The organism is Thioalkalivibrio sp. ALE17 (assembly GCF_000425605.1).
Taxonomy (GTDB): domain Bacteria; phylum Pseudomonadota; class Gammaproteobacteria; order Ectothiorhodospirales; family Ectothiorhodospiraceae; genus Thioalkalivibrio.
Map to the genome: position 1 here is coordinate 1 of NZ_AUDT01000008.1, position 13,710 is coordinate 13,710.

Annotated in this window: 13 protein-coding genes and 1 pseudogene; 2 read left to right on the forward strand and 12 right to left on the reverse strand. The window is 64.9% G+C overall.

Annotated elements, in window-relative coordinates; all coding sequences use genetic code 11:
- Together H609_RS0106955 and H609_RS0106960 are read right to left on the reverse strand one after the other, a co-directional pair.
- Nucleotides 1-243: pseudogene (locus tag H609_RS0106955) on the reverse strand (IS110 family transposase); the annotation flags it as partial.
- A gap of 272 nt (nt 244-515) precedes the next feature.
- On the reverse strand, nt 516-2,636 hold the full coding sequence (locus tag H609_RS0106960; protein ID WP_051206765.1) for a TonB-dependent receptor: 2,121 nt from the start codon (nt 2,634-2,636) through the stop codon (nt 516-518).
- Nucleotides 2,637-2,860: 224 nt separating this feature from the next.
- On the opposite strand from H609_RS0106960, the gene H609_RS0106965 reads away from it, so the two are divergent.
- Nucleotides 2,861-3,880: a porin gene (locus tag H609_RS0106965; RefSeq protein ID WP_018867732.1), complete on the forward strand. Its 1,020-nt coding sequence runs from the start codon at nt 2,861-2,863 to the stop codon at nt 3,878-3,880.
- 112 nt (nt 3,881-3,992) lie between these two features.
- On the opposite strand, the gene H609_RS0106970 is transcribed toward H609_RS0106965, so the two are convergent.
- The 8 genes from H609_RS0106970 to H609_RS0107005 all read right to left on the reverse strand — a co-directional run bounded on the left by H609_RS0106970 (nt 3,993) and on the right by H609_RS0107005 (nt 10,484).
- Nucleotides 3,993-4,289 carry a hypothetical protein gene (locus H609_RS0106970; RefSeq protein WP_018867731.1) on the reverse strand — a complete coding sequence of 99 codons (297 nt, stop codon included), beginning with the start codon at nt 4,287-4,289 and terminating at the stop codon, nt 3,993-3,995.
- Nucleotides 4,290-4,369: 80 nt separating this feature from the next.
- Nucleotides 4,370-5,782, reverse strand: a complete 1,413-nt coding sequence (locus H609_RS0106975; RefSeq protein WP_018867730.1) for a hypothetical protein — start codon at nt 5,780-5,782, stop codon at nt 4,370-4,372.
- A gap of 209 nt (nt 5,783-5,991) precedes the next feature.
- Complete coding sequence (locus H609_RS14240) at nt 5,992-6,156, reverse strand: hypothetical protein (RefSeq protein ID WP_017942944.1); 165 nt, start codon at nt 6,154-6,156, stop codon at nt 5,992-5,994.
- A 90-nt stretch (nt 6,157-6,246) separates the two neighbouring features.
- Nucleotides 6,247-6,759, reverse strand: a complete 513-nt coding sequence (locus tag H609_RS0106985) for a peptidylprolyl isomerase (protein WP_018867729.1) — start codon at nt 6,757-6,759, stop codon at nt 6,247-6,249.
- A 16-nt stretch (nt 6,760-6,775) separates the two neighbouring features.
- Entirely contained in the window at nt 6,776-7,126 is a 351-nt protein-coding gene (locus H609_RS0106990) for a hypothetical protein (protein WP_018867728.1), read from the reverse strand.
- A 163-nt stretch (nt 7,127-7,289) separates the two neighbouring features.
- On the reverse strand, nt 7,290-9,191 hold the full coding sequence (gene aprA / locus H609_RS0106995; protein ID WP_018867727.1) for an adenylyl-sulfate reductase subunit alpha: 1,902 nt from the start codon (nt 9,189-9,191) through the stop codon (nt 7,290-7,292).
- The gene (gene aprB / locus H609_RS0107000) at nt 9,191-9,670 is read right to left on the reverse strand and encodes an adenylyl-sulfate reductase subunit beta (protein WP_038028264.1); all 480 of its coding nucleotides are present in this window, start codon (nt 9,668-9,670) and stop codon (nt 9,191-9,193) included. The genes aprA and aprB overlap by 1 nt, the downstream gene beginning before the upstream one ends.
- A gap of 37 nt (nt 9,671-9,707) precedes the next feature.
- Nucleotides 9,708-10,484, reverse strand: a complete 777-nt coding sequence (locus tag H609_RS0107005; protein ID WP_019583005.1) for a hypothetical protein — start codon at nt 10,482-10,484, stop codon at nt 9,708-9,710.
- A 582-nt stretch (nt 10,485-11,066) separates the two neighbouring features.
- On the opposite strand from H609_RS0107005, the gene sat reads away from it, so the two are divergent.
- Complete coding sequence (gene sat / locus H609_RS0107010; protein WP_028484639.1) at nt 11,067-12,257, forward strand: sulfate adenylyltransferase; 1,191 nt, start codon at nt 11,067-11,069, stop codon at nt 12,255-12,257.
- 65 nt (nt 12,258-12,322) lie between these two features.
- On the opposite strand, the gene H609_RS0107015 is transcribed toward sat, so the two are convergent.
- Nucleotides 12,323-12,925, reverse strand: coding sequence for a CBS domain-containing protein (locus H609_RS0107015; protein ID WP_028484640.1), 603 nt, complete (start codon nt 12,923-12,925; stop codon nt 12,323-12,325).
- Nucleotides 12,926-13,079: 154 nt separating this feature from the next.
- Nucleotides 13,080-13,607, reverse strand: coding sequence for a metallophosphoesterase family protein (locus H609_RS0107020; RefSeq protein WP_018867722.1), 528 nt, complete (start codon nt 13,605-13,607; stop codon nt 13,080-13,082).
- Between the last annotated feature and the right edge of the window lie 103 nt (nt 13,608-13,710).

The following is a 13,710-nucleotide window of genomic DNA, read 5'->3' on the forward strand; positions in this document are numbered from 1 at the left end:
GGGCTTCACGAACTGCGGCGCCATCAGCCGCACCTCGTGCCCCAGCGCCTGCAACTCACGCGCCCAGTAATGGGCACTCCCGCAGGCCTCCATGCCGATCCGGCAGGCCGGCAGCTGGGCGACGAAGTTGCGCAACTGGCTGCGCCGCAGCGCCTTCGAAAACACCTGCCGGCCCTGCGCATCCACACCGTGGACCTGGAACACGTTCTTCGCGAGATCAATACCGAGTGTTGTAACCTGCATGTGGACGCCTCCGTCTTCTTCGAGTGAGAGTGATCACCCCCACTCTGGCACATCGCGATGCCGTAATAGGGCGGGGGCGTCCATCCCATTGAGGAGGCGAAGCCGACGTGGCACAAAGGCGCGAAGCGCGTTGAACGGCCGCAGGCCGGCCCGAAGGGCGAGCGCAGCGAGTAATCTCCGAACTCTGGCAACGCGGTGTATTCGGAGAGAGATTGCTTCGTCGGCTTCGCCTCCTCGCAATGACGGCTCAGGGTCCGGCATGGTGGCGCGCGTTAGCGCCCGAAGGTCATGCGCATCCCCGCCATCAGGGTCAGGCCCGGGGCCGGCTCGTAGTAGCGTCCCTGGTTGGCATTAATGCGGATGTTGTCGACGCTGTCCGCGTCCAGCAGGTTGTTCGCGGCCACGAAGGCCTCGACATGGGCGTTGCCATCCTGCCAGTGGCGGCCCGCGCGCAGGTTCAGCGTGGTCTGTCCGCCCACGCGTTCGTCATTGGCGTCGTTCACATAGCGCGCGCCCGTGTACAGCGCATCGACGGTAAAAAAGAAGGGCCCCTGGCGCCAGTCGGCCTCCAGGAACAGCTGCTCGCGCGGCAGCCCGGGCAGGCGGTTGCCATCGTGACGCACCCCTTCCACATCCTCGAACTCGCGAAATCGGAAATCGCTCAGGGAATATGCCCCGCTGAGGGTCCACTGAGGCGCCGCATGCCACTCCACCGCAAGTTCCAGCCCATCGCGGGCAGTGCGCCCCGCGTTGGTATAGAACGTACGGTCGCCTTGCCCCTCTATCTGATAAGGGGAAAGCTCGTCACGCACCCGAGTCGCGTAGGCCGATGCCTCCCACGAAAGATGCTGGCTCTCGCGGCGGATTCCGACCTCGATGCTGCGCGCCCGCTGCGGCTCTACGTCGGGATCAAAGCCACCGCCATCGGGGTTGGCGAATTCGGTGAAGGTCGGCGTCTCGAAGTTGGTGGCCACATTCACGAAGGCCCGGTACTCCGGCTGGAAGTGCCAGATCAACCCCGCCATCCCGCTCGTTTCCCGGAAGCTGCGGCGCCCGGAGTCGTCTGTAGCGCTGTCCGGGTCGTCGAGTTGGTCGAAGAAGTCGTCCCGGATCGACATCCTGATACGGTCATGACGGGCGCCGACCACCATGTTCCAGTTGGACCCCAGCGCGGTGTCGGTTTGTATAAACACTCCTCGCGAGCGGGCGCGCTCTAGCTGGTCCAGGGCCAGATCTCCAACGACCTCGTCTTCGTCACAGTCCAGCCCCGGTGCGAAAGTCCCCGACGTACAGCGCCGGGTGCGGTCGTCACGCTGCTCTTCCAGGTCGATCCCGGTCAGCACCCGGGTCGGCCCGATGTCCTGTTCGTACTGGGCGTTGAGGCCGTAGAAGTCACGTTCGTAGGCCACCCGCGAGTCACCGGGGAATGGCAGTTGCTGCGCGTAGTCGCGCTGGGTCCAGAACCCCCCGAGGCGCAGCTCGCCGGGTCCGAGGGACTGTTCCCACTGCAACCCCGTCGTGAGCTGCTCGGCCGCCTGGGTACTGTCAAGGGCCGTGGCCAGCGGGGCGGCCGCGCGCCGGTTCTGACGCATCTCCTCGCGGGTGAGCCCGCCGGGGTCGTCGGTGCGGGGAGCATCGAGGTAGCGCAGGTGGAAGTTCAGCGTGCCGGCCTCCAGCTCCGAGGCGGTGTGCAGGCGCAGGTAGCGCTTCTCGGCGGTGGACTGGTCGCGGTAGCCGTCGATCGCGAAGTCGTGGGCGGTCAGGGAATAGCGATGGGTGCCGTGGTCCTGTTCGGCGATGGCCTCGGCGCGGCGATAACCGTAGCTGCCCAGCAGCACCCCGCCACCAAAGCCACGCGGGTCGCGGCCGTCGCGGGTGCGCGCCGAGATCACGCCTCCGGAGGCATTGCCGTACAGCGCGGCGCTGGGTCCGCGCAGCACCTCGATGTCGCGCAGGTTCAGCAGGTCGATCGCGTCCACCTGTGACTGGCCGTCGGGGGTGGTCTCGGGGATGCCGTCCTGCAGGATGCGTAGCCCGCGCACCCCGAACGGCGCCCGCGAGCCGAAGCCGCGGATGGAGATGCGCGCGTCCTGCGCAAAGTTGTAGCGGTTCTGGGCGAACAGCCCCGGCACACGATTGAGCGCCTCGTCCAGCTGCAGGCCCTGCCGCCCCTCGGTCGCCTGGCGCTCGTCCACGCGCGATACCGCGGCCGGCAGGTCCGCCAGCGGCGTGGCCAGCCTGGGTGCGGTGACGGTGACTTCGACGGGATCCAGGACCAGTGCTTCGTCGTCGGCCTGTGCCGTGGCCGCCACCAGAAGACCGGCGAATAGCGGCCAGCGTACGCGTCCAGAGAACGTCGGATCCGGCCGTCGCACCACCTCGGTCCCTCCCATTCGGTACTGCATCATGGCGGGCGTCGAGCCTGCCCGCTCTTCAGAGGACTCGCCCCTCGCTGGCAGGTTCCCGGCCCAGGTGTTTCATTTGCGCAACAGTGTCGCGTTTTAACGCGATCTTCACCGCCCCGTAACGGACACGTCACTCGCCCTCCCCATGCTTGCGCCCTGTCGGGACGGCTTCGCGTCTCGCCAACCTGCACATTCCAATAGGGGAGAAACCCATGAATCGCAAGCAACTGCTGACCAGCCTGATTGCGGCCGGTCTGGTCGTACCGGCCCTGGCCACTGCCGACTGGACGCTGTACGGCCGCGCCCACCTGTCCGCCGATGTCCTCGACGACGGCGCCGACTACAACGAGTTCAATGTCTCGAGCAATTCCAGCCGTCTGGGCTTCAAGGGCGAGCGCGAGTTCCGCGAGCAGCTGGTCGGGATGTTCCAGATCGAACAACAGATCGACTTCGACACCAACGGCACAAACTTCGCGACCCGCGACACCTTTGTGGGCCTGAAGGGCTCCGAGTGGGGCATGCTGCGTATCGGCAAGTTCGACACCCCGTTCAAGCGCGCCCGCGGCCCGGCCAACTTCTTTGGCGACCAGATCGGCGACATGCGCAACCTGACCCGTTCCGCCGCGCAGACCGGCCGCTTCGACGAGCGTTTCAACAACAGCATCCACTACCAGACCCCGAGCTTCGGCGGCCTAACCTGGAACATCCAGTACTCGAACGAGACGGACGGCGCCACCACCGCCGACGGGGCCCCGAACAAGGCCTACTCCACATCTCTGAACCTGAGTATGGGCGACCTGACCGGCGCTCTGGCCTACGAGAAGCAGGAAGATGGCGATGTGAACCCGGATGCCTGGCGCCTGGCCGTCGGCTATCGCATCACCCCGGCCTTTCGCATGGGCGCCTTCTACCAGAACTCGGAAACCACCAGTGGTGACGATGCGGATATCTACGGCCTCGGCGGCCAGTTCCGCCTGACCCCGAGCATGTACCTGAACGGTCACGTCTTCCAGCTGGATTCCGATCTGGCGGATGCTGACGCAACGATGTACGCCCTGGGCCTGGAATACCGCCTCGACAGCGACCTGCGCTTCTACGGCAACATCGCAATGGTCGACAACGACGACAACTCGGCCCTGGCGCCGTGGAATGCCGCCAAGAGCGTCAGCCAGCCGGGTGTGGGTGGCGAGACCGCTACCGCCCTCTCGATCGGGATGCGTTACGACTTCTGACCGGGCAACACCGGGGCCGGCGGCCAGGACCGCCGTCCCCGTTTTACGAGCCCCGCCGGACTACGCCCCGGCGGGGCTTTTAGTTTTGTGGGAGGCCTTTCGTCGGGCGCGCTTAGAAGGCGGGTTCCCAGCCACTGGAACCCTCGACCAGCCGAAGGCGATCGGTGAGATCCTCCGAGTACCCGCCAGCGGACACCGTGGCATCCACCTGACAGTCAAAGACGCCCCCGTCCACCTCGCTGCAGTCGCTGCTGTGGATATCGACCGAGACGCCCTGTGCGCCGAGGCCGCTGGCCGCGACCATCTGGGCCATCACCGCCTCGATGTCGGCGGTCGACGGGCCACCACCAGAACACCCCGCCAGTACAAACGCGACGCCCGCCGCAGCCAGTCCTTTCTTGATCATCATTGCACTCCTCCTGAGTTATTGCAGGTAACAGGTCGTGCCCGAGTCTGGACCCGGGGAAACGCGGATTCACCGACACGAAGCTAGCGGGTCAGCTCGCGCGCCAGGGCCAGATAGACGCGCCGGTTTGCCTCGTCCCGGGTCGCCTCGCCGCGGAAGCGGGCAAAGGCCATGTTGTCGCGCTCGCCGTGTATCGGCACACGGTCATAGTCGGCATAGGTATCGTCGAGCTCCAGCCGGAACAGCGTGAGGACCGTATCCATGCCCCTGCGCAGGCCGCGCTCGCGGGTCTGGATGACGAGGATGGCGGTACTATCGCGCGACCCGAGCGGAAATACGTGATCGGCGGTCATGTCGCCCACCGGCTGCACATGCGCCGCCACCGTCTGCGCCAGCAACGCCTGACCGTAGGCCTGTTCGGCGGACCGCAGCGCCGAGCGCTCGTCCGAATACTCGAAGCTGCGCACGCTCTGGTTTTCCAGTTGCTGCTGCTGACGATCCAGCGACGTGGCGCGGCGGTTCAGGAGGGTCTCCTCGCGGCCGAGGTCGCGCCGGGTACCAAAGCGGTTTTCCGCCACGATCAAACGATCGTCCAGGACCTTGCGGGCATCGGCCAGGTCGGCCCGCAGGGTGCCCTCGGGTGCGCGCCGCCGGAACCCGCCCGTCACGCCAATCGTTTCGTCCAGTTCGTAGTAGTCGAGCAGACCGGAGGCCAGGATCGGGTCCAGTTGCGCGTTCACGGCTTCGCCGCCGCGATACGGGCGGCCGGACACCATCACGCACACCCCGTGGGTAGCACGCGCATCGATCTGTAAAGGGCTGTCGGCACTGGGGCAGGAGCGACTGGCGTCCACCTCCCAGGAGCGCCACGAATAGCCGTCGAACCGCGCCACCGGGCGCACCGGCAGCTCGTGCTCCATGATGGCCTCGTTCAGTGCGGCGAGGACGGAGTCGGCAATCTCGGCCTGCTTCGCTTCCAGGGCCTCGATCTCGGCCTCGACCGCTTCCACCGCCTCGCGCTCCTCTTCGACGAAGGCGTCGATGGCCGCGAGGTTCTCCTCCAGCTCGCTGCGTTCGGCCGCCAGCTCCTCGCGCGCCTGTTCCAGTTCCGCGCGCGCTTCTGCCTGCTCGCGCTCGAAGTTGTCATGGACGGCGCGGCGCTTGTCGGTGAAGGTGGCATAGGCCGCCTGCAACTGGTCGGCCGGCTCGCCTTCCACCATCAGGGTCAGATCGGAGACCGTCTCTGCGGCCAGCTGTTCGGAGAGCGCCTCAAGGTGGACCGCGGCCGGCTCCAGGTCGGCTACGGCGGCCTCGACGGATACGGTCAGCGACCAGCCGGCCTCGACCTCCTCGAGAAGCCCGCGCGCCTGGGCCTGATCGGCGATGGGCAGCTCGCCAAAGTCGAACTCGGCCTGATCGGGATAGGAAGAACTGCAGCCCGTGGCAAGCGCCAGGGCGAAGGCAGGCAGGACGCCCGCGAGAGATGCACGCTTCATGAACGCATTCCTTTGCTGAGACCTCGGCTTCCGTGCCGCAGGATTGATAGAAGGCTAGCCGCGAGCCCGGTCAATCAACTTTCGTGATCCGGCGAACGCCCGTTGACCGGCCGATCACCATCGCCCCATCACCATCGGCGAGGTGCCGCCCTGTGGACCGGCTGGATAAAAACAGCCGCCAAATCCGGGGGGTTCGGCGGCTGGCCGCGTCACGGACGTTTGGGGGTCTGGTACTCGGCTTCCTTCTGGAAGGGTTCCCAGATGGTCTCGTAGCCGACGAAGCCCTTTTCGTTGGGCTTCATCTGCCGGGTTACCAGAAAGCGTGACTTGCCGTCCGGCACTTCCGGGTGCTTCTTGTCGGATTGCTGACTCATGGTGCATTCACCTCGCTTCGATGAAAAAAGAGGGGCGGAGAACTGGCGTCGCCCTGCCCCGACATACTCACGCGCCGAACGCCTGCTCCATCACTCGATAGGGACCGCGCGCCCGCTGTCGATCTCCGGGCCCGACTCCACCTTGCCACCGTGTGCGATTTCCTCGTCGGTGGCATCGCGTACCAGCAGGATGTTCAGCTTGAAGATCACCTGACGGCCGCACAGTGGATTGTTGCCGTCGATGGTGATGGTCTTGTCGTCGAGCCGTGTCACCAAGAAGCTCTTGGTCTGGCCGCGATCGTTCTCCATCAGGATGGCGGTCCCCACCTCGCGGTACTCCTCCGGCACGTTTTCGATCGCGTCCGTGATCACGAGCGACTCGTCGCGCGGGCCATAGAGGGCGTTGCAGTCGATCGGCACTTCGATGGTTTCGCCCTGGGCACGGCCTTCCAGCTCGCCCATGACCTGGGGCGACAGGACCTCGTTGACGCCGTGGACATAGCCCAGCGGGAACTCGACCTCGGTCAGCACCTGGCCGGTTTTCTGGTCGATCACCTGGTAGTTCAGCTCGACGTACTTGTTGTCCTTGATTACTTCGGTCATGAACAGTCCCGCATTGTCAGAAAATGGACGCACCGAAGATGCGTACCTCGCCTTCCTCGTAGCCGAGGACCATCCGGCCCAGCCACTCGCCCTCCTTCTTCGTGCTGCGCACGCGATACAGGACGGTGACATGCTCGCCACGGCGAATAATGCCCAGGAAATCCCAGTCCTCGCTGAGATTGCGGGTCAACTCGCTCTGGGCGAACTGCTTGCCCACCTCGACCTCGTTGAGGCCAAACAGCAGGTGGTAGGAGAACCGGCGGACGAACTTGCCGTACTGCCCCTTGTTGGAGTGCTTGATCAGGTCGCTCCAGATGGGGTGGGCAATCTCGAGGATCTCCTGGTCGGAGTGGTCGATGATGTTCATCGAGGTCTCCGGCAACGTCTGTGCTTCAGCTGCACTGGTCATATTGAAAACCCTCAGGTGTGGCGGTTGAAAGGGATGACCGACGCGCGAACGCGTGGGTCATCGCGGCTGCCGAGCATGGTGGCGAGGCCGGCTGCGGCCCCGCCACCGCCACCGCAGCACCCTAGGCTTCCTCCTTCTCGGCCTCCTTGGCCGGCGCCTCGTCCTTGTCGACCAGGTGGTAGCAGGGCGCCTTCTCCATGGTGTACTCGCCCGTCTTCGGGTCACGACGCGAAACCGTCAGGTGGTGCCAGTTCTTGTCATCGAGCTTCATGTAGTCGCCGCGGTAGTAGTAGCCCGGCCAGCGGGTTTCCTTGCGGAACAGGGTGTGGTGGAAGACGCTCTCGGCGGTGCGCACGCGGTGCTTCAGCTCCCAGGCACGCAGCAGCTCGTGGATGTCCTCCGCCGCCAGCTTCTCGAGGTCCTCTTCGAGGATGTGCATCTTCTTCAGGCCGATATTGAGCAGCTTCTCGTTGGTCATGTAGCTGACCGTTACGCCGCCACAGTATTCATCCATCAGCTTCTGCAGGCGGTCAAGACCCTGGCGCGGGTTGATGAAGTTCGGATTGACCGAACCGGCCACGACCTCGTTGCTGTAGACCTTGTAGTGCTCCAGCGGCTTATAGATCTCCTCTTTCAGCTTGTTGATCTGCGAATCGGAGACACGGATGCCGTCGGCCTTGCCATCGTCGATGTACTTGCAGGCGGCCTTCGCGGCCAGACGGCCCTCGGTGAAGGAACCGGAGGAGAACGCGTGCGGCGTACCGCCCACGGCATCGCCGGCACCGAACAGGCCCTCGACACTGGTCATGCGGTTGTAGCCCCAGAAGTACTCGGGCGGGGAAACATCCTCCGGACCAGAGCACCAGGCGCCACAACCCGTGGCGTGCGAGCCCATCACGTAGGGCTCCGAGGTGGTCAGCTCGGGGTTCTCGTTCTTGGGGTCCACGTCGGTGGCGGCCCACAGGACGGCCTGGCCGACGGTCATGCCCAGGAAGTTTTCCCAGCCCACCTCTTCAAGGTGCGGGTCCTGGAAGGCCTCCATGGTGACCATGTGGATCGGGCCACGGCCCGCGTTCACCTCGTTCAGGAACGCATGGTTGCGCAGGCAGGTCGGGATCGGGCGATGCGTCCGGTGAGAGACCTCCGGATCCAGGTATTCCTTGCCGACCATCTCCTGCAGCTGCGGCCACCACTTGGATTCGTACTCTTCCCCGTTGCAGTTCTGCGTACGGGTCTTCAGATGCAGGAAGTACGCACCCACCGGACCGTAGCCATCCTTGAAGCGGGCCAGCACGATGCGGTTCTCCATCTGGGTCATCTTGGCACCGGCGTTGATCAGCAGGCCATAGGCCGAGCCGGAAGACCACGGGGCATACCAGACGCGACCCGCACCTTCACCGACCGAACGCGGCTTGAAGATCATCGAGGCGCCACCGGCGGCCACGATCACCGACTTCGACTTGAAGACGTGGTAGTTGCCGGTGCGCACATTGAAGCCCACGGCGCCGGCGACCCGGTTCTCCTTGGACTCGTCCATCAGCAGATGGGTCACGCAGATCCGGTTGTAGATCGTGTCCGCGGACTTCTTGGCGGCCTCGGCCACGATCGGCTTGTAGGACTCGCCGTGGATCATGATCTGCCAGCGACCTTCTCGCTGATAGGCGCCCGTCTTCGGGTCGCGCATCAGGGGCAGGCCCCACTCCTCGAACTGGTGCACGGTGGAGTCCACGTGGCGCGCCATGTCGAACAGCAGGTCCTCGCGCACCATGCCCATCAGGTCGATACGGGCGTAGCGCACATGGTCCTCGGGGTTGTTCTCGCCCCAGCGGGTGCCCATGTAGCAGTTGATCGCGTACAGGCCCTGGGCCACCGCGCCGGAACGGTCGATGTTGGCCTTTTCGGCAATCACGACCTTCTTGTCCTGACCCCAGAAGCGAGCCTCCCAGGCGGCACCCGTGCCGCCGAGCCCGGCGCCACAGACCAGGATGTCGATGTTGTCTTCGACGATTGTCTTGTAGGCCATCAGTAGTACACCCCTTCTTTCAGTTTGAGACCGGCGGCCTCAAGCGTGTGCAGATCCCCCTCATCCATCCGGATGTACTTGGGCTCGTTGAACAACAGCTGGCTGTCGCGCATGGACTTGTCGGGTGCGGGGACGTCCGCCAGCTGCGGGATGTGCTTGCCCCAGGGCTTGGTGGTAATCGGCGACAGGAAGTCCTTCTCCCGACCGTCGCGGAACTTGATCTTCCAGGCAATGGTGCCGCGCTCTTCGTCGCGATCGACGCGCACGCTGTGCCCCAGTGGCGCGAAGTCCGCGTAGCCGCGCACGTCAATCGCATGGTGCGGGCAGGCCTTCACGCAGGAAAAGCATTCCCAGCACATGTTGGGCTCGATGTTGTAGGCGCGACGGGTGGTTTCGTCGATATGCATGATGTCTGACGGGCAGATGTCCACGCAGTACCCACAGCCATCGCAACGGGTCATGTATACGAAAGTTGGCATGGTTGTCCTCGATCGATGCTGGTGTTCGGGTTAATGGCTAGTAGTGGTGCGGCGCTTCACGCTGGATACCCTTCCCCATCTCCATCGGCGCATCGCGCAGCAGTTCCATGGAATGGCGCTGCTGCTGCTCGGGATCGTCGCGCGTGAGGGTCGGGAGGTTCTCGGCGGAGCCATCGGCACGGGTAATGCGCTTCTGGTAGGCCGCGGCAGGCTTGAAGAACATGTGCGCGAACTTGGACCAGTAGACGGTCGCGAACAGGGTCGTGGTCGCCGCGAGGAAGAGCGCGAAGAACAGCCACCCGAGGGCGCCGGTGCCCTGGGTCAGCGACCACAGGATGGCGAAGGTCGACATCGCCAGCAGCGACACGATGAACAGATCGGCCCGGACCAGCTGGTACCAGCGACGACCCTCGGAGTAGACGTCGACGCGAATGAAGAACCAGAACCAGTAGCCGCCGAAGGCCAGCGACAGGGCGCCCAGATGCCACAGGACCGGCCACACGCCCGCGGCGGGCTCGCTGGCGTAGCCAAAGATCAGGACCGCGGAGGAGACCACGAACAGGACAAAGCCCCACATGGTGAACAGATGGGACGCGCGTCGCTTCGGGTTCTTGAATTCACCGGAGGTGATGACCTCTTTCCCCAGGGTCTGCATGGCCTGGGAGAATTTCTCGCCGCCGCTCACGCTGCGGGTCGCGTTCTTCTCGGCTTTCTTGGCGTTCTCGAAGAAGTACTGGGCACTCCTCTTGTGCATCATGTCGAGGATCGTGCCGGCGGCCACCAGAATGACCATGAGCACGACATACGCCTGCATTGCGGCTGGTGGAATAAACGCAGCCAGTTCGGCAAAGGGATTGCTAGTGATCACGGCGTCAGGCCTCCTCAGAGTGTCCAATGGGCACACCGAGTCTGTGCCAACTCGATCTTTTGCTTCAAATCAAACTTGCTTCCCCGCGCATAAGCCTGATGAATGAGGTCATATGCTTATTTATGGAAACGCTTATCTAGCGGCCCGGGCAGACGCCATCGCAAGCCGCCAGGCTGGCCAGGGGCCGCGCACCGCCCGCTGCCCGCAGCACGCGGGTCCGGGGCGCCAGCGATGGCACCGGAGCGAACGCCCGGGCCGGGTGAGACAAAGGGATAACGGCCGCTGATCGAGGCGCTCCCCGGGCAGGGGTGACGGCCTTGACGGGCGGACAGATCCGGATGTGCGGCTGCGGGGGCGGTCAAGAAACCCGAACCTTTATGGACTATCTTGTGCTACGTTCGGGGTCGACCAGCAGCGCGCCCGACCCGTCAACCGGGTGGGCGCATGCGCCCCGAACACGACTTACGTGTGGCACAGACCACCCCATCCATGCAGTTCACATCCAGCGTCGGCAGGAGAGAAAGCCCCATGATCAAACCGCACGGTGCAGACACCCTGAAGCCCCTGTTCGTCTACGACCCCGATCAACACCACGCCCTGCTGCAGGAGGCCGAGACCCTGCCCTCCGTGGTCATCAGCTCCGGCGCCGCCGGCAACGCCGTCATGATGGGCGGCGGCTATTTCACGCCGCTGACCGGGTTCATGAATGTCGCCGACGCCATGAGCTGCGCGGAGAACATGCGAACCACCAGCGGCCTGTTTTTCCCGGTGCCCATGGTCAACCTGCTGGAGGATGCGGACGCCATTCGCGGGGCCAAGCGGATTGCCCTGCGTGACCCGAACATGGAGGGGAACCCGGTCCTCGCCATCCAGGAGGTCGAGGCGATCGAGGAATTCACGCCCGAGCAGATGGCGACCATGACCGAAAAGGTCTACGGCACGACCGACATGGAACACCCCGGGGTCGCCGCCTTCAACAGCGTGGGCCGCGTCTGCGTATCGGGGCCCATCCAGGTGCTCCACTTCTCGTACTTCCAGGACGATTTCCCCGACACCTTCCGCACCGCCGTCGAGATCCGCAACGAGATCTCGGAACGCGGCTGGAACCGGGTGGTCGCGTTTCAGACCCGCAACCCGATGCACCGCGCCCACGAAGAGCTGTGCCGCATGGCCATGGAGCAACTCGATGCGGACGGCGTGGTGATCCACATGCTGCTGGGCAAGCTCAAGCCCGGCGACATCCCGGCCCCGGTGCGCGACGCCGCCATTCGCAAGATGGCCGAGCTCTACTTCCCGCCGAACACGGTGATGATTACCGGATACGGCTTCGACATGCTCTATGCCGGTCCGCGCGAGGCCGTGCTCCATGCGCTATTCCGCCAGAACATGGGCGCGACCCACTTCATCATCGGGCGTGATCACGCCGGGGTGGGGGACTACTACGGGCCGTTCGATGCCCAGACGATCTTCGACACCGAGGTACCCGCGGGCGCGCTGGAGATCGAGATCTTCCGGGCCGACCACACGGCCTACTCGAAGAAGCTCGACCGGGTGGTGATGATGTGCGATGCACCCGACCACACGAAGGAGGATTTCGTGCTCCTGTCCGGCACCAAGGTTCGCGAGATGCTGGGCCGAGGCGAGGCACCGCCGGTCGAGTTCTCCCGCCCGGAAGTGGCCAAGATCCTGATGGAGTACTACCAGGGGCTGAACCGGTAGCAGAAACGCGGTTCAGGCATCCGGCCACCCGCACACTCGCGCGGGTGGCCGGATGTCGGCTCCGGCTAATAGGTCTTGGACAAGGTCGCCTGGATCTGCGCGAAGGTGCGGGCGACGTCGAAGGTCTGCACCTGAATCCCCAGCTGACGCCCGATCTGGGTCGCCGAGAATATCCCCCGGATGCGGGTCTCACCCGTCTGGGGATCCCGCTGACCGACCAGCGCATGCTGGCGTCCCCAGTCCTTCAGCGTCGCGACGATATCCGCCACGTCCGCCTGCATCACGCGCTGCATGTCCAGCAGGTCCACGTCATCCAGCGGCACCATCAGGTCGCGCACCCGGAGGTCGTCGTACCGCATGCCGCGCTCGTTCACCATCTGGACCGGGCGCTCCCCCTGAGTGTCGCGGGCCGTGATCAGACCCAGCACGCGCTCCGAGTCCACCACGATCAGCAGCCGGACACCCCGGGAGATCATCTGCTCGGTCGCCTGGTTGAGCGTCGCCTCGGGACCGATCGTCGCAACCGGCACCCGGCGGAAATCGGTCATTACGCACAGCGCCGAGGAAGCCAGGGTGACCTGGGGATCTTCCTCCGACACCTGCTGGAGCCCGATTCCGGGGGCCGCCTTTTGCGACGGAAGGGGCTTGTGCGGGAATTCTGCGGTCATCGCGTTTCTCCATCCACGGTGGAATCCAGAGGGACACGAATGACGCGCCCTCTCCTAGACGATGCCCTGAGACGAAGGCGCTGACAAGCGGGTCGATCATCCCGCGCCGAAACGCCACCCCGCTGCCGAATGCGGGCCGTATGACCGAGTCGGATCAGGCCGCGCTCTCCTCGGGTGTCGCCCGGATCGCGAAGTCCATGGTCTCGAGATCGCCCAGCGCCCAGGTCGCCCGCGGCGCCCCAAGCCCGGCCACGGTGCCCGGATTCACGAGCCAGGTGGCGCCATCCTTCACGTGCGGCTGCTGGCGGATCTCGGTCTCGTGGCTGTGGCCGCAGCAGACGAGGTCATAGTCCCCGGTGCAGGCCATCGCATGGGCGTAATGGGGGTAGTGCGTGACGAAGATGCGCCGGCCACCGAGGGTGATGGTGGCGTCCAGCCCGTAGTAGTGCAGGAGGCCATCGGACTGGTGCGCGATACGCGAGATCGCGACCGGGTCCCCCAGGTTGTTGCCGTGCACCGCGTGGATCGGCACACCCAGCTTCAGTGACGCCCGCAGCGTGTTGCCGCCAATCACGTCACCACAGTGGATGACCGCCTCGGCGCCTTCGGCAATGCCGGCCTCGATCGCGCGGGCCAGCATCGGGCCGCGGTCGTGACTGTCGGAAACAATGCATACCTTCATGGGTGGGCAGGCCTCTGTTGTGAAATTCCGGTGCCGGAACGATAACACTGCCGCGACCCGCCCTGCGCCCGGGCCCGATTCGGGGCATCCGAACGGGCGCGAA